The organism is Streptomyces sp. NPDC058683 (assembly GCF_042716195.1).
GTDB lineage: Bacteria > Actinomycetota > Actinomycetes > Streptomycetales > Streptomycetaceae > Streptomyces.
Window position 1 is genome coordinate 34,997 of the sequence record NZ_JBHXSK010000003.1, and the last position, 19,078, is coordinate 54,074.

General features: G+C 71.9%; 17 protein-coding genes. 11 read left to right on the top strand and 6 right to left on the bottom strand.

The features are described from left to right. Nucleotide 1 precedes the first annotated feature (1 nt). A complete protein-coding gene (locus tag ACFWXC_RS03995; protein WP_384472641.1) occupies nucleotides 2-469 on the bottom strand; it encodes a MerR family transcriptional regulator in 468 nt (155 codons plus the stop codon). A 106-nt stretch (nucleotides 470-575) separates the two neighbouring features. Between ACFWXC_RS03995 and ACFWXC_RS04000 the strand changes: the two genes are divergently transcribed. Beyond that, nucleotides 576-1,046: a GNAT family N-acetyltransferase gene (locus ACFWXC_RS04000; protein WP_384472644.1), complete on the top strand. Its 471-nt coding sequence runs from the start codon at nucleotides 576-578 to the stop codon at nucleotides 1,044-1,046. Between the two features lie 19 nt (nucleotides 1,047-1,065). Beyond that, nucleotides 1,066-1,890 (top strand): serine hydrolase domain-containing protein, encoded by an 825-nt coding sequence (locus ACFWXC_RS04005; RefSeq protein WP_384472646.1) that lies wholly within the window; start codon nucleotides 1,066-1,068, stop codon nucleotides 1,888-1,890. A gap of 15 nt (nucleotides 1,891-1,905) precedes the next feature. Here ACFWXC_RS04005 and ACFWXC_RS04010 read toward each other — a convergent pair whose 3' ends face one another. The 3 genes from ACFWXC_RS04010 to ACFWXC_RS04020 all read right to left on the bottom strand — a co-directional run bounded on the left by ACFWXC_RS04010 (nucleotide 1,906) and on the right by ACFWXC_RS04020 (nucleotide 7,398). After that, complete coding sequence (locus ACFWXC_RS04010; protein ID WP_384472649.1) at nucleotides 1,906-6,165, bottom strand: hypothetical protein; 4,260 nt, start codon at nucleotides 6,163-6,165, stop codon at nucleotides 1,906-1,908. Next, nucleotides 6,165-6,563, bottom strand: coding sequence for a CU044_2847 family protein (locus ACFWXC_RS04015; RefSeq protein ID WP_384472652.1), 399 nt, complete (start codon nucleotides 6,561-6,563; stop codon nucleotides 6,165-6,167). Before ACFWXC_RS04015 ends, ACFWXC_RS04010 begins: the two co-directional genes overlap by 1 nt. Nucleotides 6,564-6,744: 181 nt before the next feature. Next, complete coding sequence (locus tag ACFWXC_RS04020; RefSeq protein ID WP_384473432.1) at nucleotides 6,745-7,398, bottom strand: pirin family protein; 654 nt, start codon at nucleotides 7,396-7,398, stop codon at nucleotides 6,745-6,747. A 73-nt stretch (nucleotides 7,399-7,471) separates the two neighbouring features. Between ACFWXC_RS04020 and fasR the strand changes: the two genes are divergently transcribed. The 5 genes from fasR to fabF all read left to right on the top strand — a co-directional run bounded on the left by fasR (nucleotide 7,472) and on the right by fabF (nucleotide 12,455). After that, nucleotides 7,472-8,677: a fatty acid biosynthesis transcriptional regulator FasR gene (fasR, locus tag ACFWXC_RS04025; RefSeq protein ID WP_384472655.1), complete on the top strand. Its 1,206-nt coding sequence runs from the start codon at nucleotides 7,472-7,474 to the stop codon at nucleotides 8,675-8,677. Between the two features lie 89 nt (nucleotides 8,678-8,766). Continuing rightward, nucleotides 8,767-9,687, top strand: a complete 921-nt coding sequence (locus ACFWXC_RS04030) for an ACP S-malonyltransferase (protein WP_384472658.1) — start codon at nucleotides 8,767-8,769, stop codon at nucleotides 9,685-9,687. Nucleotides 9,688-9,704: 17 nt separating this feature from the next. After that, a complete protein-coding gene (locus ACFWXC_RS04035) occupies nucleotides 9,705-10,736 on the top strand; it encodes a ketoacyl-ACP synthase III (protein ID WP_384472661.1) in 1,032 nt (343 codons plus the stop codon). 91 nt (nucleotides 10,737-10,827) lie between these two features. After that, nucleotides 10,828-11,076, top strand: coding sequence for an acyl carrier protein (locus ACFWXC_RS04040; RefSeq protein ID WP_351731548.1), 249 nt, complete (start codon nucleotides 10,828-10,830; stop codon nucleotides 11,074-11,076). Between the two features lie 116 nt (nucleotides 11,077-11,192). Further along, nucleotides 11,193-12,455 carry a beta-ketoacyl-ACP synthase II gene (gene fabF, locus ACFWXC_RS04045; protein WP_384472665.1) on the top strand — a complete coding sequence of 421 codons (1,263 nt, stop codon included), beginning with the start codon at nucleotides 11,193-11,195 and terminating at the stop codon, nucleotides 12,453-12,455. A 207-nt stretch (nucleotides 12,456-12,662) separates the two neighbouring features. On the opposite strand, the gene ACFWXC_RS04050 is transcribed toward fabF, so the two are convergent. Then, on the bottom strand, nucleotides 12,663-13,157 hold the full coding sequence (locus ACFWXC_RS04050; RefSeq protein ID WP_351731543.1) for a DUF3145 domain-containing protein: 495 nt from the start codon (nucleotides 13,155-13,157) through the stop codon (nucleotides 12,663-12,665). 266 nt (nucleotides 13,158-13,423) lie between these two features. Here ACFWXC_RS04050 and ACFWXC_RS04055 point away from each other — a divergent pair, with 266 nt between their 5' ends. From ACFWXC_RS04055 to ACFWXC_RS04065, 3 genes are all read left to right on the top strand, one after another. Next, a complete protein-coding gene (locus ACFWXC_RS04055) occupies nucleotides 13,424-14,320 on the top strand; it encodes an SGNH/GDSL hydrolase family protein (RefSeq protein WP_384472668.1) in 897 nt (298 codons plus the stop codon). Between the two features lie 23 nt (nucleotides 14,321-14,343). After that, nucleotides 14,344-15,318: an aldose epimerase family protein gene (locus ACFWXC_RS04060; RefSeq protein WP_384472671.1), complete on the top strand. Its 975-nt coding sequence runs from the start codon at nucleotides 14,344-14,346 to the stop codon at nucleotides 15,316-15,318. A gap of 292 nt (nucleotides 15,319-15,610) precedes the next feature. After that, nucleotides 15,611-16,879, top strand: coding sequence for a pyroglutamyl peptidase (locus ACFWXC_RS04065; protein WP_384472674.1), 1,269 nt, complete (start codon nucleotides 15,611-15,613; stop codon nucleotides 16,877-16,879). Here ACFWXC_RS04065 and ACFWXC_RS04070 read toward each other — a convergent pair. Then, nucleotides 16,869-17,675 carry an EI24 domain-containing protein gene (locus ACFWXC_RS04070; protein ID WP_384472677.1) on the bottom strand — a complete coding sequence of 269 codons (807 nt, stop codon included), beginning with the start codon at nucleotides 17,673-17,675 and terminating at the stop codon, nucleotides 16,869-16,871. The two genes, ACFWXC_RS04065 and ACFWXC_RS04070, sit on opposite strands and share 11 nt — an antisense overlap. 186 nt (nucleotides 17,676-17,861) lie before the next feature. On the opposite strand from ACFWXC_RS04070, the gene ACFWXC_RS04075 reads away from it, so the two are divergent. Continuing rightward, the gene (locus tag ACFWXC_RS04075) at nucleotides 17,862-19,019 is read left to right on the top strand and encodes a serine hydrolase domain-containing protein (RefSeq protein WP_384472680.1); all 1,158 of its coding nucleotides are present in this window, start codon (nucleotides 17,862-17,864) and stop codon (nucleotides 19,017-19,019) included. The last annotated feature ends 59 nt before the right edge of the window (nucleotides 19,020-19,078 follow it).

Sequence of the window (19,078 nt, forward strand, 5' to 3'; positions counted from 1 at the left end):
CTCAGCTCCTGCCCGTCCCGTAGAAACTGATCTTCCGGTCCAGCACCGAGAGCGTGTCGTGCAGCTCCGCGATGCGGCCCAGGACGTCCCTGCGCGTCTGTTCCAGCAGCTCCCGGCGCTCCTGGTAGGTGCCGTCGCCCTCCCGCACCAGCTCCGCGTACCGGACCATGTCCGCCACCGGCATCCCGGTCAGCCGGAGCTTGGTCACGAAGTCCAGCCAGTCCAGGTCGCTGTTGCTGTAGCGGCGCTGGCCGGTGTGGGAACGGTCGATGTGGGACATCAGGCCGATCCGCTCGTACCAGCGCAGGGTGTGGGCGGTCAGTCCGGTGAAGGCGACGACCTCGCTGATCGTGTAGTGGTCCTGGCCCTCGGGGCGCGGATGCTTCCGGGGAGCGGCGGTACAGCTGTCGGCGAGCGTGGGGCCTTGCTGCTCGGTGGGAACCGCGGTCGAGGTCTGCATCACCGTCATGACCCAACGCTATGACCTTCGAGTGCGCTCGAAGCAAGCGGAACCCGGGAAGACGGTAAGAAATCCGCGCGACGCGAGGGACGGCCGCTGACTACCGTGCGCGGGTATGAGTCTCGTACGCCGTGCCAGGCCCGAGGACGCACCCGAAGTGCTGCGCCTGCGCCAGATCATGATCGACGCACTGCCCGGTGGGGACGCCTCCACCCACTGGCACGCCCTGGCGCTGCCGGGGCTCCGGGAGCGGCTGGGCGAGCCGGACGGGGACTTCGCCGCGTTCGTCGTCGACCACCCGGACCGGCCGGGGGCGCTGGCCGCGCTGGTCGTCGGGACCCTCGACTACCGGATCGGCAAGGCGTCCAGTCCGCACGGGCGCTCCGGGTACGTCTTCAGCGTGGCCACCGACCCGGACGCGCGCCGCCGCGGGTACGCGCGCGCGTGCATGGCGGAACTGCTGGCCTGGTTCCGCGAGCGGGGCGCCGGGCAGGTCATGCTGACCGCGTCGTCCGAGGCGGAGCCCCTCTACGCCGCGCTCGGCTTCGTCCACAAGCCGGACCCCACGATGATGCTGACGCTCTGATCGGCTTAGGCTCGTCGGCATGTCCTTGCAGAGCCTTGCGTTGATCGAGAACTGGCCGGTTCCCACCGCCGCGGCGGGTGCCGTGCGGGCCGACGGGACGGTCCTGGGCACCCATGGTCCGGCCGGGCAGCGCTTCCCGCTGGCCTCCGTGACCAAGCCGCTCGCCGCGTACGCGGTGCTCGTCGCGTACGAGGAGGGGGCGGTCGAGCTCGACGAGCCCGCCGGGCCGCAGGGGTCGACGGTACGGCATCTGCTCGCGCACACCTCGGGGCTGGCCTTCGACGAACACCGGGTGACGGCGCCGCCCGGGGAGCGGCGGCTGTACTCCAACGCCGGGTTCGAGGTGCTCGGGGACCATGTCGCCAAGGCGACGGAGATTCCGTTCGGCGAGTATCTGCGGCAGGCGGTCCTCGAACCGCTGGGCATGACGTCGACGTCCCTCGAAGGCTCACCGGCGAAGGACGGCGTCTCCTCGGTCTCCGACCTGCTCCGCTTCGCGGCGGAGTTGCAGGCGCCGAGGCTGCTGGACCCGCGGACGGTGGCGGAGGCGACGCTGACCGTCCAGTACCCGGGGACGAAGGGCGTGTTGCCGGGGTACGGCCACCAGAACCCGAACGACTGGGGTCTGGGCTTCGAGATCCGGGACTCCAAGTCACCGCACTGGACGGGTGCGTCGTCCTCGCCGCGGACGTTCGGTCACTTCGGGCAGTCGGGGACGTTCCTGTGGGTGGACCCGGAGGCGGGGGCGGCGGGCGTGGCTCTGACGGACCGGGCGTTCGGGCCGTGGGCGGTCCAGGCGTGGCCCGTGTTCACGGACGCGGTGCTGGCGGAGCTGCGGGGCTGAGGTGGATGTCCTGGGTCAGGGGTGACATGGGCCCGGGGCGGAGGGGTCCGGGAGATAGGCGGCGCGTTCCGATTCCGTGAGGTCGCGGTGCACCGCCCCGCAGATCTTCTCGACGGCCTCCCGCGGACCGGGCAGCGAGACCTGCCACAGCTCCACGCCACCGGCCTTCCCGCCGACCGCGAGCCGATACCCCTCAGGGCCTTCGGCGCCGAATGCCAGAGCTGCCACCCGGCCGAGCGAGCCGGTGAGTACCTGACGGCTGCGGCCGGTGGCCGTCTCCCACACCTGTACGACTCCGGAGCGGCCGCCGATCGCGAGAAAGCGGCCGTCCGGGGAGAACACGGCGGCAAGCACGCCGTCGCGCGCATCGAGGGTTCTCAGCGACCGCCCTGTGGCGACGTCCCGAAGCTGCACGCCGTCGCCGTGGCCCGCGGTGGCCAGAACGCGGGAGTCCGGGGAGAAGTCCAGCGGTCCGCCCGCCGTCGGGTCCAGGGTGGTGAGCAGGTCGCCGGAGGCGGTGTCCCACACCCGGGTCGCCCTGCCGTCCACCGCGGCCAGCGTGGTTCCACCACGGGACAGCAGCAGCGGGTACCGCAGGTCCGGGTGCCCCTTGGCGAGGTCCGGCGCCGACCTGTTCGCGCCCGTGGCGGTGTCCAGCACGGTGACGCCGTCGCGGTCACCGTCGCCCGGCAACGCCACCGTGCCGCCGTCCGGGCTCAGCACCGCGTGCGGCGACCCGGACGGGCTGGTCCCGAAGGCGCGTTTCGCACCCGTGACCACGTCCCGCACCGCCCAGCCCTCCTCGTCCGTGGTGACCGTCAGTGGGTGGCCGTCGTCGTCGTAGACGGGGGTCGCCCGCAGAGCAAGGCTGTCGTACACGGCGCGGGGCTCGCCCGTGGTCGCGTCCCAGACCCGCGTCTCCTGCTCTCCACCGCCGACGAGGTTGCGTCCACGGCGGTCGAAGCCCAGGCGGAAGTCCCCCGTCGAACCGAGCGAAGGGGTGGTCAGGGCATAGGGCTGCAGCCCGTCGAGCTTCCACACCCGTGCCTCGTCACCGTCGCTCGTCACCAGCGTCCGGCCGTCCGGTCCGAAGGCCATGCCGTAGGTCATGTCAGCCGTATGGCTGCTGGGGAAGGAGGAACGAAGCTTGCGCGCGGGTACGTCCCACAGTCTGACGCTCGTGTCGTAGGCAAGGGAGGCGACCGTGCGGCCGTCGGGTGCGAAGGCCAGGCCCCCGACGGACACGTCGGGCCCGCTGAAGGTGGCCCGGACCCGTCCGGTCCGCACGTCGACCAGGCTGACCCGGCCCGAGGTACTGCCCGCCGCCAGGGTGCCGCCGTCCCGGGCGAAGGCCAGTGAAGTGACCACGCCGGCGGTGCCGTCCGGGCCGGCCGCCACCGTACGCTTCCTGCCGCTCGCCAGGTCGAGCAGCACCACACCCGCCCCGTTGCCGCTCGTGGCCAGGGTCCGCCCGTCGGGGCCGACCACCGCGGCGGGGTCGTTCAGCGGCAGGCCCGACGTGGGCACGGCGGTCGAGAAGTTCGCCCGGACGGCGCCGGTCGCCACGTCCCAGGTGCGGGCCCGGTCGTCCCGCCCGAGGGCCGCGAGGGTCCGGCCATCGGGTGTGAAGCCCAGCACGCGAGGGTCCGCGCCGGAGGGCAGGGGCAGCGAGACGGCCGCCGTGCGACCGGTCCGCACGTTCACCAGGCTGACGCGGTCCGGCCCGCCGACCGCCAGGGTGCGGCCGTCCGGGGCGAACGCCAGAGCGGTCGCCGAGCTGTCGGCCGTACCGCTTCCGGTGTCGTTCGGGCCGGACTCCACGCTCAGCACGCGCCGCCTGCCCGATGCGAGATCCCACAGCTCGACCTCCGTGGTACCGCTGCCTCTCGGCGGGGTGTCCGCGGGCCGTGTCACGGAGGTGCCAGGCCTCGTCAAGGTCAGGGGCCGCTGAGTGGGGCCCCCGTTCGTCGCCGCGCCCGCGGGCAGCACGGAGGGGCCGCCCGTGCTCGCGGTGGCCAGCGTCCGCCCGTCCGGGCTCAGCGCCATCGTGCCGCCCGCGTCCGGCAGCCGCCGTTCCAACGGCAGGCCGGCGGCAGCGTAGAGGGCCGCCCGGGACTCGGGGGTGTCCTTCGTCCGGTACGCCTGGACGGCCAGCAGCGCGGCCAGGTCGGGCTCCGAGTCCGACAAGGTGCGGGACTGGGTGGTGAGCTGGCGGGCCTGGGCCAGTCGTTCCGCGTCGAGAGCGTGCTGCCGCTGTGCGAAGGCCAGCGAGGCCGCCAGGACGGCCAGCACGAGAGCGCCGCCGAGGAAGGCGTTCAACCGTCGTGCCCGGCGCAGCCTCGCCCTGCGGTGGGCAGCGCTGGTCGAGAGGTAGGCGGCGGTGCGCTCGGGAAGCCGTCGTTCGACCGCCCACTCCAGGCCTTCGGCCAGGTCGGAGCCGTCGAGCAGGTCGTCGTGACGGTGCTGCCGATCGGCCCAGCGTGCGCGGCGCTCGTCGGCACGGCGGAGCCAGTCGTGAAAGCGGTGGTCGCGAGCGATCCAGTCGCCGAGCGCCGGCCAGTCGCGGATCAGCGCGTCATGGATCAGCTCCGCGACCGGCTCCCCGTCGTCCGGCCGACCGGCGGAGCGGCGCCTGCCGGTGCTGACGACCCTGCGGCGGGCCAGCTCCGCCACCACGTCGTCGGCGTCCTCCTCCAGCTCCCGCAGGACGGCCAGCGGCACCCGCTGCCGTACGGCGGGAATCTGGCGTTCGTCGTCGGCGGGCCGCACCAACGCGGTCAGCAGTCGCTGGGCGACGGGGCGGTGCTCGGTGGGCAGCGCGTCGATGGAGTCCTGGCACCACAGGCGCAGCGCGCCGGTGACCTTTCCGATGTCCCGATAGGCCGCATGGGTCAGACAGCCGCTCTCGTCGAGGCGCTGCCACAGTCTGTTCAGGGCGAGTTGGAGGGCCGGCAGCAGAGTGACGGGCGCCGCGCCGGCCGTGCCCCTGCCTGCGGACCCGGTGACGAGATCCGCCACGATCAGCTGCGCGAGGTCGCCCTCGAAGCGGGCGCCGACGGCGGTGGCAGGACGGGTGACGATGTCGTACAGCTCACGGCGGTCGAGCGTGGCGGGCACGTTGACCACACCGTGGCGCAGCTTCTCCAGCAGGCGGGGGGCCGATGCGGCCAGGCGGGGATAGAAGTCGTCCCGCACGACCAGGAGCACGGTCAGCGCGGGGACGGAGCCGATGGCCTCCGTGAGGAGTTCGACGGCGTCGGAGGAATCGAACAGCAGCTCCTCGAAGTGGTCGACGACGAGGAGGATCCGATCGTGTCCGGGCTCCGCCCCCAGCCGGCCTCGGACCGCCTCGGTGAGACCGCCCGCCCGCGCTCCGGCCGACGGTTCGAGGCCGAGTTCGGCGATGAGGTCGAGGCCGGACCGGACCATGACGGGTAGCCAGCGGTCGCTTCCCGGTCGCCGTGCCGCTTCCAGTGCGGGCAGCACCCCGGCCCGCACGAGCGACGACTTCCCGGATCCGGACGGCCCCAGGAGCAGCACTCCGCTGCCACGACCGGCTTGTTCGGCCAGCGCGTCCAGGACCGCGTCCACCGCCCTGTCCCGGCCGTGGAACCAGCCGGCCTGCTCCTTGCCGAAAGGCTCGAGGCCGGGGTACGGGCACTCGTCGGCGACTGCGAACTCCGTCCATGCCCGGCGCAGGGCCTGGACGGCGGTCGCGTAGGCGATGTTCTGACCCCGCCGGTGTGCGTCGGGAACCACGATGGACGTGATCATGCCGATCACGCGGCCGGTGGCGTCGTCCACGACCGGGCCGCCGCTGAAGCCCGTCGTGAGGTCGTTGGCGTCGGTCAGTTGAAGGACGGGACCGACGCGGTCGTAGGTGATCACATCACCGGCGACGGCGGTTCCGAAGTGCCCGCCCGACAGGGCCTGCGGCGGAAAGCCGAAGGACCGCACGGAGTGCGAGCGGCACCCGTCCGAGAACCCCAGGGGGAGAACGGGGACGGATGTCACCGGGCTGTCGAGCCGGACGATCGCGATGTCCTCGGCCTCGGGATCCCGCCAGGCGTCGGGCAGCACCAGCCCGGTCGGACGCGGCCTCCCGTCGGCATGGGGAAAGGCCAGGGCGATCGGCCGGCCGGGACCGCTCCCGGCCATCCGTACGACATGGGCACAGGTCGCCAGCGTGTCGTCGGCGACGAGGAATCCGGCGCCGGCGACCGTGCCGTCGTGACCCAGCACCTGCGCGACCGACTCCTGGAAGGGCGGGTGCATCAGGCGCCGGAGGACGGAGCACCCTGCGGTGTACGACGAGGGGAGTCCGAGGTGCCGCCGTCGTTCGCAGCCGTCACGTCGTGCGGTTCGTCGTTGCGCCACACCATGCGGACGGTGACATGGCAGCCCGTCTCGGCCTTGGTGATGACCGCTCCCGCCTGTGCGGACAGGTCCACACCGAACTCGACCTCGACCTCGTCGGGGCCGGCCTGGCGCAACTGCTCGAGTATGACCCGGGCGGTGTCCCGCACCGGCCCGAGCGTCGCCTGGAGGGTGGCGGGCAGTTCCCCGATGACGGACCCGAGTCGTCCCGCCTTCACCGGGCCCTCGGCGCCCGTCGCCCCTTCGAAGAGAATCGAGCCCCCGCCCTCGAGGGGCATCCGCACGATGTCGTCCACTGTCGTTCCCGTCCCCGCACCCGGGCTTCAGCTCGTGGTGCCGCCGTGTCGCCTGATGTCGGGCTCGATGGTACGGCCGCCGTGCTTCAACTCCAGAGGATTTCCCGGCTGGTTGGAACCGACTCCGCCCCTGGACCCCGGGGTGCGCCCCGACGACGGAAGGCGGCAGGACAGAGAGGCATCACGCCCCCATCTCCCAGATCAGCACCTCGGCCACGGTCACTCCCTCCGCCTCCAACCCCAGTGCCCCCGCCACCCGCACCGCGTCCCCCGCCCCCAACTTCTCCCCGCCCACCCGCACTTCCCCCCGCACCACGTGCACGTACACATACGCCCCGTCCGGAACCGCCGTCCGCTCCCCCACCCCCAGCCGGCGGACGTGCAGCATCGCCGCGGCCTCCGGGACGGCGTACGGCGTCGAGTCGGCGATGCCGCGGACGATCTCGTACGACGGCTCCCCGCCGGGGCGTACCGGGGCCAGCCACATCTGGACGAAGGCCAGGGGCAGCTCCCCGTCGTTGCGCTCCACGTGGCGCACGCCCCCCGCAGCGCTCAGCCGCTGCACGTCACCGCGCCGCACCACCGTCTCGTTGCCCGCCGAGTCGCGGTGGGTGAGCTCGCCCTCGACCACCCAGGTCACGATCTCGGTGTGGCTGTGCGGATGCTCGTCGAAGCCGGCGCCCGGTGCGAGGCGCTCCTCGTTGCAGGCGATGATCGCGCCGAAGCGGAGGTTGTCGGGGTCGTAGTGCGGGCCGAAGGAGAAGGCGTGGCGGGACTCGATTCCGTCCGCCCGGTCTCCCCCGGGGTAGCGCTCGGCCGCACGCCGTACGTCCATCACGGAACCACCGTAGACCGCAGTGGGCACCCGGCGGCGCATGCTCCCGTCCGGATAAGGCAGTCTTGTCCCCGTGCCCGAACCCGTAACGCGCAAGTCCGACCCCTCGGCTCATGCAGTCCACCAGCACTCCGCGACCCTGAAGCGGCTGGAGAAGTCGTCCGGCAGCCTCGCCGCCCAGGCCATCGCACGGATGGACGAGACCCTGCCGTGGTACCGGGCCATGCCCCCGGAGAACCGCTCCTGGATCGGGCTCGTCGCCCAGGCGGGTATCGCGGCCTTCACCGAGTGGTTCCGGCATCCCGATGCTCCGCAGGCGATCTCGACGGACGTCTTCGGGACCGCCCCTCGCGAGCTGACCCGGGCGATCACGCTGCGGCAGACCGTGGAGATGGTGCGCACCACCATCGAGGTCATGGAGAGCGCCATCGACGAGGTGGCGGCCCCCGGCGACGAGAGCGTGCTGCGGGAGGCGCTGCTGGTCTACGCCCGGGAGATCGCCTTCGCCACCGCCCAGGTGTACGCCCAGGCCGCCGAGGCACGCGGTGCCTGGGACGCCCGGCTGGAGTCGCTGGTCGTCAACGCGGTGCTGAGCGGGGAGGCCGACGAGGGGGCGGTGAGCCGGGCCGCCGCGCTGGGCTGGAACTCGCCCGAGCATGTGTGTGTCGTGCTCGGCACCGCGCCCGACGGGGACAGCGAGCTGACCGTCGAGGCGATCCGGCGGGCCGCCCGGCACGCCAAGCTGCAGGTGCTCACCGGGGTGCTCGGGGACCGGCTCGTGGTCATCGCGGGCGGCAACGACAACCCGCTGGCCGTCGCCAAGTCGCTGATCGGGCCCTATGCCGCCGGGCCGGTGGTCGCGGGGCCCGTGGTGTCCGATCTGCTGGCCGCCACCCGGTCCGCGCAGGCCGCCGCCGCGGGGCTCAAGGCCTGTTCCGCCTGGCAGGACGCACCGCGTCCGGTGCTGGCGGACGATCTGCTTCCGGAGCGCGCCATGGCGGGCGATCCGGGTGCGCGCGAGCAGTTGGTGGAGGAGATCTACAGACCGCTGGAAGAAGCGGGTTCGGCACTCCTGGAAACGCTGAGCGTCTATCTGGAACAGGCGAGCAGCCTGGAGGGCGCGGCCCGAATGCTCTTCGTCCACCCGAACACCGTGCGCTACCGGCTTCGACGTGTGACTGACGTCACCGGATGGTCGCCGTCCGATGTACGATCCGCCTTCACGCTGCGGATCGCACTGATCCTGGGGCGTCTGGTCGATGGAGATCCCCAGCCATAGGATTTTGTCGGGGGTCCACAAAACCCCCTCGTGTTCTTCGTCCTTGTCCCCACGGGCGGCCGTGGGGCTCCCCAAGAGAGAGTGTGAGAGTGCTCGTACTCGTCGCTCCCGGCCAGGGCGCCCAGACGCCCGGCTTCCTGACCCCCTGGCTCGAACTCCCCGGTGCCCAGGACCGTTTGCGTGAATGGTCCGACGTCATCGGGCTCGATCTGGTGCACTACGGCACGAACGCCGACGCGGACGAGATCCGGGACACCGCGATCGCGCAGCCGCTGCTCGTCGCCGCCGGGATCCTGTCCGGCGCGGCACTCGGTGCCATGACGGACATCGCGCCGGGCGCGGTCGCGGGGCACAGCGTCGGTGAGATCACCGCCGCCGCCTTCGCGGGCGTCCTGGACGACACCGACGCGCTGCGCCTGGTCCGCAAGCGGGGTGTGGCGATGGCCGAGGCCGCCGCGATCACCGAGACCGGTATGTCGGCGCTGCTCGGCGGCGACCCGGACGTGTCGGTCGCGCACCTGGAGAAGCTGGGCCTGACCCCGGCGAACATCAACGGCGCAGGGCAGATCGTCGCGGCCGGAACCCTGGAGCAGCTCGCCGCGCTGAGCGAGGACAAGCCCGAGGGCGTCCGCAAGGTCGTCGCCCTCAAGGTCGCCGGCGCCTTCCACACGCGCCACATGGCGCCCGCGGTCGAGAAGCTGGCCGAGGCCGCCAAGGAGCTCATCCCCGCCGATCCGAAGCTCACCTACGTCTCCAACCGGGACGGGCGGGCCGTCACCTCCGGCGACGAGATCGTGGAGCGGCTGGTCGGGCAGGTCGCCAACCCGGTCCGCTGGGACCTGTGCATGAACACCTTCAAGGAGCTCGGCGTGACCGCCCTCCTGGAGGTGTGCCCCGGCGGCACCCTGACCGGCCTGGCCAAGCGCGCGCTGCCCGGGGTGAAGACGCTGGCCCTGAAGACCCCCGCCGACCTCGACGCGGCCCGCGAGCTCATCGCCGAGCACAGCTGAATTAGGAGCCCACTGCGATGTCGAAGATCAAGCCCAGCAAGGGTGCACCGTACGCGCGCATCCTCGGCGTCGGCGGCTACCGCCCGACCCGCGTGGTGCCCAACGAGGTGATCCTGGAGACGATCGACTCGTCCGACGAGTGGATCCGGTCGCGCTCCGGCATCGAGACCCGGCACTGGGCGGGCCCGGACGAGACCGTGGCCGCGATGTCCATCGAGGCCTCCGGCAAGGCGATCGCGGACGCGGGCATCTCCGCCGAGCAGATCGGCGCCGTGGTCGTCTCGACGGTCTCGCACTTCAGCCAGACCCCGGCCGTCGCCACCGAGATCGCCGACAAGCTGGGCACGAACAAGGCGGCCGCCTTCGACATCTCCGCCGGCTGCGCGGGCTTCGGCTACGGCCTGACGCTCGCCAAGGGCATGGTGGTGGAGGGTTCCGCCGAGTACGTGCTCGTGATCGGCGTGGAGCGGCTCAGCGACCTGACCGACCTGGAGGACCGGGCCACGGCCTTCCTGTTCGGTGACGGCGCCGGCGCGGTCGTGGTCGGCCCCTCGCAGGAGCCGGCGATCGGCCCGACGGTGTGGGGCTCCGAGGGCGACAAGTCGGAGACCATCAAGCAGACCGTGCCCTGGGACCGGTTCCACGTCGGCGACGTCACCAACCTCCCCCTCGACAGCGCCGGGAACATCAAGTTCCCCGCGATCACGCAGGAGGGCCAGGCGGTGTTCCGCTGGGCCGTGTTCGAGATGGCGAAGGTCGCCCAGCAGGCGCTGGACGCGGCCGGGATCAGCGCGGACGACCTGGACGTCTTCATCCCGCACCAGGCCAATGTGCGGATCATCGACTCGATGGTGAAGACTCTCAAGCTGCCGGAGCACGTCACGGTCGCCCGTGACATCCGCACCACCGGCAACACCTCGGCCGCCTCGATCCCGCTCGCGATGGAGCGGCTCCTGGCGACCGGCGAGGCGAAGAGCGGCGACACCGCGCTCGTCATCGGGTTCGGGGCGGGTCTCGTCTACGCCGCCACTGTCGTTACCCTCCCCTAGGCACTCCGTGCCGGATCATGCATCCGGTACCGGAAACGCCGCCAGCAACACCGCAGCAACCGTCTGGAACATCTAAGAAGGAGCGCCTGACATGGCCGCCACTGAGAAGGAGATCGTCGACGGTCTCGCCGAGATCGTGAACGAGATCGCCGGGATCCCCGTGGAGGACGTCCAGCTGGACAAGTCCTTCACCGACGACCTGGACGTCGACTCGCTGTCCATGGTCGAGGTCGTCGTCGCCGCCGAAGAGCGCTTCGACGTCAAGATCCCGGACGAGGACGTCAAGAACCTGAAGACCGTCGGGGACGCCACCAACTACATCCTCAAGCACCAGGACTGAGTTCCCGCCGGGTCCCGGGCGGCATGCCCGGGTACCCGGCAGGTTCCCGGACTGCGAGGCCCCGCCACCCGGCGGTGGCGCCGTCGAATCCCGTATCCGTTGGAGAAAGAATTCCCGTGAGCCCGACCAATCGCACCGTGGTCGTCACCGGTATCGGCGCAACCACACCGCTGGGTGGCGACGCAGCTACGTTCTGGGAGGCCCTGACCGCCGGCAAGTCCGGTGTCCGCCTCCTGGAGCAGGACTGGGCGGCCGAGCTGCCCGTCCGTATCGCGGCGCAGATCGCCGTCGAACCGGGCGAGATCATCCCGCGCCCGCAGGCCCGCAAGCTGGACCGGTCCGCGCAGTTCGCGCTGATCGCCGCCCAGGAGGCCTGGAAGGACGCCGGTTTCACCGCCAAGGCCGGTGAGGACTCGTCCGCCAACCCCGACCGGGTCGGCGCCGTCATCGCCTCCGGCATCGGCGGTGTGACGACCCTGCTCGACCAGTACGACGTGCTCAAGGAGAAGGGCGTACGCCGTGTCTCCCCGCACACCGTGCCGATGCTGATGCCCAACTCGCCGGCCGCGAACGTCGGTATCGAGCTGGGTGCGCGGGCCGGTGTGCACACGCCCGTGTCGGCCTGCGCCTCCGGCGCCGAGGCCATCGGGTACGCCATCGAGATGATCCGCACCGGGCGTGCGGACATCGTCGTGGCCGGCGGTACGGAGGCGGCGATCCACCCGCTGCCGATCGTCGCGTTCGGCAACATGATGGCGATGTCCAAGAACAACGACGACCCCGAGGGTGCGTCGCGTCCCTACGACTCCGGCCGTGACGGCTTCGTGCTCGGTGAGGGCGCGGGCGTGATCGTCCTGGAGTCCGAGGAGCACGCGAAGGCGCGCGGGGCGCGGATCTACGTCGAGGCGGTCGGGCAGGGCATCTCCGCCGACGCGCACCACATCACGCAGCCGGAGCCGTCGGGCAACGGCATCGCGCAGGCGCTGCAGAACCTGCTCGACAACACGGATCTGAAGCCGGCCGAGATCGTGCACGTCAACGCGCACGCGACGTCGACGCCGCAGGGTGACGTGGCCGAGATCAAGGCGCTGCGGAAGGTGTTCGGCGACGACGTCGACCACATGGCCATCTCGGCGACCAAGTCGATGACGGGGCACCTGCTGGGTGGTGCGGGCGGTATCGAGACCGTCGCGTCGATCCTGGCGCTGGTGAACCGTACGGCACCGCCGACCATCAACCTGGACAGCCTCGACCCCGAGGTCAACGCGGACGTGGTGCGGGATGAGGCGCGTGCTCTGCCCGAGGGGCGGATCGCGGTGCTGAACGACTCGTTCGGGTTCGGTGGGCACAACGTGGTGCTGGCGTTCAGGACCGTGTGAGGTTCGTCGCCGTGAACGGCGTGTGGCCCGGACTCCTTGTGGGAGTTCGGGCCACAGTGCGTTTCGTTGTCGGCTGACGGTCGGTGGGGGCTGGTCGCGCAGTTCCCCGCGCCCCTAAAAGAAAGGCGCGCTGCACGAGCGCCCCTTTAGGGGCGCGGGGAACTGCGCGATCAGCCACGACGGCGCCGCGGACGGCATCCGGCGGCGTCAGACCACCTGGTGGAGCCAGCGGACCGGGGCGCCTTCTCCCGCGTAGCGGAACGGCTCCAGTTCGTCGTCCCAGGGCTTGCCGAGGAGTTTGGAGATCTCGGCCTCCAGGTCGGTCTCGCCGCGCCGTGAGCGGGTCATGGCGGCCCTCAGACGGTCCTCCGGGATCAGGATGTCGCCGTGGATTCCGGTGACCGCGTGGAAGATGCCGAGGTCGGGGGTGCAGCTGTAGCGCTCGCCCTCGGCCTTCGCGCAGGGCTCGGCCGTGACCTCGAAGCGCAGCAGGTGCCAGCCGCGCAGTGCGGAGGCCAGTTTGGAGGCCGTGCCGACCTCGCCCTGCCAGGAGAACTCGGAGCGCCAGGTGCCGGGAGCCGCCGGCTGCCGGATCCAGTCGAGGTTGACGCGCGTGCCGAGCACCCCGGCGACGGCCCACTCGACGTGCGGGCACAGCGCGCGCGGCGCGGAGTGCACGTACAGAACTCCACGTGTCGTCACCGGAACCTCCGGGCAGAGCGGGACATCTTGCTTGCTGGCTGGCGGCAGTGGCACGACGGCCGCGTTGATGGCGAGGCTACCGTGCGGCGGCGCAAGGAGTGTGACGTACCGTCGGTCCCACTGCCAGGAAACCCCTGCCATTCACCCAGGGGGACGCTTGTACGGGGGTGGACCGTTGCAGGGCGGGGGGTGGGAACTCCCGTGCGTTGTTATGAAGGGGGACGAACCAGCCGACCTGACCAGCCGACGGAGAGGACCAGCGGGGTATGCGCAAGCAGCGACGCCGGCGTTCGCGTGCCCTGATCGGTGTCGTCGCCGCGACCGCCGCGCTGGGGCTGGCCGGATGCGACGTGATCGGCGGTTCCTCGGGGGGCGACGGCGGCCGGACGCGTGCCGCGCGGACCGTGCCGGTGTGGGACCGCAGCCCGGCCTCGATCGCGGCCGTCGGCGACTCCATCACCCGCGGCTTCGACGCGTGCACGGTGCTCTCGGACTGCCCGGAGGTGTCCTGGGCGACCGGCACCAGCGACCAGGTGGACAGCCTGGCGGTACGGCTGCTGGGGCGGGCGAAGGCGGCCGACCACAGCTGGAACTACGCGGTGACCGGCGCCCGGATGGCCGACCTGTCCGGGCAGATGGCCGACGCGGTGGTGCGCAAGCCGCAGTTGGTGACGGTGATGGCGGGGGCGAACGACGCCTGCCGTACGTCGGTGTCCGCGATGACGTCCGTGGCCGCCTTCCGCGCCCAGTTCGAGGACGCCCTGGGCACCCTGCGCAAGTCGCTGCCGAAGACGCAGGTGTACGTGTCGAGCGTGCCGAATCTGAAGCGGCTGTGGTCTCAGGGGCGGACCAGTCCGCTGGGCAAGCAGATCTGGAAGCTGGGCATCTGCCCGTCGATGCTGGCCGACGCGGACAACCTGACCAGTGCGGCGACCGTGCGCCGGGACCGGGTGCAGCAGCGCGTCGAGGACTACAACAAGGTGCTGGCGCAGGTCTGCGCCAAGGACCGCCGGTGCCGTTTCGACGGCGGGGCGGTGTACGAGTACCGCTTCGGCACGGACCAGTTGAGTCACTGGGACTGGTTCCATCCGAGCACCGACGGCCAGTCGAAGCTCGCCGCGATCGCCTACCGGACCATCACGGCGAAGGATCCGGTGGACTAGACCCTTGGCTTAGGGTTTCCCCCATGAGCGAACTTTTCGGCACACTTTCCGACGGCACCGAGGTGCACCGCTGGACGCTGGAGCGTGCGGGGACCCGGGTGCGGGTGCTGTCGTACGGCGGCATCGTGCAGTCGGTCGAGGTACCGGACCGGGACGGACGGACGGCGGACGTGGTGCTGGGGTTCGCCGGCCTGGACGGCTATCTGGAGCACCCGGGCCCGTACTTCGGCGCCCTGGTCGGCCGTTACGCCAACCGGATCGCACACGCCCGTTTCCCGCTGGACGGCGTGACCTACGCCCTGGAGCCGAACAACGGGCCCAACTCCCTGCACGGCGGCGCCCGCGGCTTCGACAAGCGGGTGTGGGAGGTCGAGGGCGTCGGGCACGGGGTGCGGCTGACGCGGGTGAGTCCGCACGGCGAGGAGGGCTTCCCGGGGCGGCTGGAGCTCACGGTGACGTACACGCTGGACGCGTCCGGCGCGCTGCGCGTCGCCTACGAGGCGGTCACCGACGCGCCGACTGTGGTGAACCTCACCAACCACAGCTACTTCAACCTCGCGGGCTCCGGGAACGCGGGCGGCCATGAACTCCGGATCGCCGCCTCCCGGTACACCCCCGTCGACGGCGACCTGATCCCGACCGGGGTCCTGGCGGACGTCTCCGGCTCCCGTTTCGACTTCCGGACGGCCCGCAAGGTGGGCTCCGGCTACGACCACAACCTGGTCCTCGACAAGGGGGTCACGGACTCCCCCGCCGAGATCGCCGAGCTGCACGATCCGACGTCCGGCCGCACCCTCACCGTGGCCACCACCGAGCCCGGCGTCCAGCTCTACACGGCCGAGCACCTGACCGGCCCCTTCGCCCCGGGCGACGGCATCGCCCTGGAGACCCAGCACTTCCCGGACGCCCCCAACCGCCCGGAGTTCCCGGGCACCCGCCTCGACCCGGGCACGGTGTACCGCTCGGAGACGGTGTACGGCTTCGGGGTGCGGGACTGACGGTCCAGCCGCAAGCCCCGGTCCAGGGGTCAGGTCCCGGACCGGGGCTGCTCAAGGGGGACTGGTCCCGCATCAGACCTTAGCCGCGCCTGTGAGACGACGGCCGGTGATCGCCCACCTCACAGGTATCCCGTACGAACCCTTCACAAACCCCCCGGGAGCCGCCGCACCTCCCGAACACCCCGGGGAGACGGCGCGCCCGCTCCCGCGGCGTGGACCACACCGCGCCCCTCAGGCGATACTGCGGCCCGAACGGCACCACGCACCCCACTGCGACGGAAGGCCAACTCCCGTGACTTCGCTGCGCGTTCGGATCGGTGTTCTTGGAATCGCCCTGCTGGCCGGGGCGCTCGCCCCGGGCGCCGCACACGCGGCTGCCGTGTCCTCCCCGTCCTCCCCGTCCTCGTCCTTGCCGTCCTCCCCCACCGTCGAGGAGCAGCGGCTCGACCGGGCCGTGCCGCAGGAGATACTCCGGCGGTCCGGGTTCGACGCCGTGGCGCCGGGGTTCGCGCGGGCGCTCGACGGCGCGCACTCGTACGCGCAGGCCCGGCGGATCGCCGTACGGGACGGGTCCGCGTTGTGGCGGCGGGCCGTGGACCGGGCGCAGGGGCGGGGGCCGGTCTCCGGTGATCTGAGCCGGGACGACGACCGGCCGCTGTACTGGGCGCGGCTGGGGATGACCCGGGACGTGCGCGCCTGGGAGCCGGGGTTCGGGCTGAGCGAGCGGCAGCGGGCGGCGCTGCTCGACGTGCTGGAGCGGACCTCGCGCGGGCAGACCGACATCCGGTATCCCGGCAAGGGCGTGCGGCGGATCCTGGTCACCGGGTTCGACCCGTTCACGCTCGACCGGGACATCCGGATCTCCAACCCGTCCGGGGCCAGCGCACTGGCCCTCGACGGCACGGTCGTGCAGACGGCGCAGGGGCCCGCGCGGGTCGAGACGGCCGTCTTCCCGGTGCGGTGGGACGACTTCGCGCAGGGGACCGTGGAGCGGACGCTGCGGCCGTATCTGCCGAAGGTGGACCTGTTCACGACCGTGAGCCAGGGGCGGGTCGGGCGGTTCGACGTGGAGCGGACCAACGGGGCCTGGCGGGGCGGGTTCCCCGACAACGACAACCTGAGCCGGACGGAGACCGTCCCGGTCACCGACCCGGCCTCGCAGCCGCAGTGGACGACCACGACCCTGCCGTACGCGGCGATCGTGGCGGCGCCGACCGGGCGGTTCCCGGTGTACGACCACACCGAGGTGACCGAGATCCCGGCGGGGGGCACGACGGCCGTCGTACGGGCGGACGGGCCGACTCCCGGGTCCACGGCACGGGCCGGGGGCGGCGGGGACTACCTGTCCAACGAGATCGCCTACCGGGCCACGCTGCTGCGCGACCGGCTGGGGCTGCACGACAGCCTGCCCGGCGGGCATGTGCACACGCCGGTGCTGCAGTTCGGGGCCGGGAACACCACCGAGGTGACCGACCCGGAGTTCGTGCGGAACCGGGTGGACATCATCGACCAGGTGCGGGCGATCGTGACCGTGGCGGCGGACGCGACCCTCAGGAAGTGACCCGCCGGTCCTGGTCCTGGTCCCGGTCCTGATCCGGGTCCTCCTGTGCCGTCTCCTCGCCCAGCAGGTCGCGGGCGAGGAGGGTGGCGCCCGCGACCGCGCCGGGCATCAGGAACACCGCGACGAACGGGACCAGGAAGGCGAGGGCCAGCGGGGTGCCGAAGCCCCACACCAGGGTCCTGCGGGAGCGCAGCAGGGCGAGCCGGGCGCGCAGGTCGACGCCCCGGCGCTGGAGGGCCACGGCGGCGAGTTCCTCGGTGAGGAAGAAACCGGTCACGAAGAAACCGATGACTGGTACGACGGTCTGCCCGACGAGGGGGAGGAAGCCGAGGGCGAAGAGCAGCAGGCCCCACAGGCCGGCCCGGACCAGCACGCGCAGGCTGTCGCGGGCGGAGATCCACAGCTCGCGCCAGAGCGGCAGCCCGGACTCGGGCGCGGTGCCGTCGGGCGAGACGTCCGCGTCGACCTTCTCGGAGAGGGTCTCGTAGAAGGGCTGGCCGACCAGCAGCGTGACGGCGGTGAAGGTGAGGACGGCGAGGAGGAGGCCGAGGGCGAACAGCACGGCGGTGAGGAAGCCGCGGAAGAGGCCGAGCCAGGGGCTGGACCAGTCGTCGGCGAACGGGGTGGCCCAGGCGACGAGGTCCTCTCCCCATATCGCGAGGGCGACCAGCGCCGCCGCGTAGAGGACGAGGGTGATCAGGCCGGGCAGCAGACCGAAGCCGTACTGCTTGCCGTGCCGGCCGACCCACCGCTGGCCCTTGAGCAGATATCCGAAGCCCACCCCGAGATCACGCATGGTGAAGACTTTACCGGCGTGGTCCCGGGGCACAGTGGGGGCATGAACCCACCGGGAGGCGGTGCCGCCAAGACCTCCTGGTCGCTGTTGAGTCGATCGGGTACGTCCCGCCGTACCGATCTGAGGAACCAGCAGGGCGTTGTTCACCATGGGAGCTGCCCGCGGCGGCTCGGTTGAGGAGAGCGGATGACGCAGGAGATCACCGTCCGGGGCACGGTCGCGGAGGGCTTCGAGGCGGTGCGCGAGGAGTTCGCCGCCTTCGTCGCCGGCGAACCGGCCGACTACGAGGGACAGTTGTGTGCGTACGTGCACGGCCGGCGGGTTGTCGACCTGTGGGCGGGCGAGGGGTCCGACGGGGACTCCCTCTACGGCGTGTTCTCGTCCACCAAGGGCGCCGCGCACCTGGTCGTGGCGATGCTGGTGCAGGACGGCACGCTGGAACTGGACCGTAAAGTCACCTACTACTGGCCGGAGTTCGCCGCCGAGGGCAAGGGCACGCTGACCCTGCGGGATCTGGTCGCACACCGGGCGGGGCTGATCGGCACCGACACCGGGTTCAGCCCGCAGGAGCTCAACGACGACCGGGCGATGGCCGAACGCCTCGCCGACCAGCGGCCGTTCTGGCGCCCGGGCACGGCCTTCGGCTACCACGCCCTGGTCATCGGCGCGCTCACCGGCGAGGTGGTACGGCGGGCGACCGGCCGTACCCTCCAGGACGTGTACGAGGAGCGGGTCCGGGCGCCCTACGGCCTGGGCTTCTTCCTGGGCCTGCCGGCCGCGCACGAGCCGCGCTTCCGCACGACGCAGCCGATGCGGCCCACCCCCGAGCAGCAGGCGCTGCTCGACTCCGGCCCGTCCGGCCCGTGGACGCTCGCCGGGATCGCCTTCAACGAGCACGCGGCCGACCCCGTGGACCTGGCGGCCCTGCCCAACGACCCGCGGGTCCGTGCCAGGGGCCCGGCGTCGTTCGGCGGGGTGGCGTCGGCGCGCGGCCTGGCCGGGATGTACGCGGCGCTGCTCAGCGAGATCGACGGCAAGGCCCCGCTGCTGAAGGAGGACACGGTGGCGGAGTTCGGCCAGTTCCACTCGGTGGGCTACGACCTGGTGGCGCGCACCCACAAGTCGTACGGCCTGGGCTTCCAGGCGACGGCCGACACCTGGCACCCGTTCCTGGGCGCGGGCACGATCGGCCACAGCGGCGCGGCGGGATCGCAGGCGTTCGCGGACCCGCGGAGCGGGGTCGCCTACGGCTACACGCGCCGTAGGCTCGCGTTCCCGGGAGGAGCGGCACCGGAGAACGACCGGTTGGCAAGAGCGGTGCACCTGGCAGCTCGGGCCGGCTGAACGCGCCCGGCACACGAGAGGCCGCACCCCACGTCCAAGGGTGCGGCCTCCGTACAACG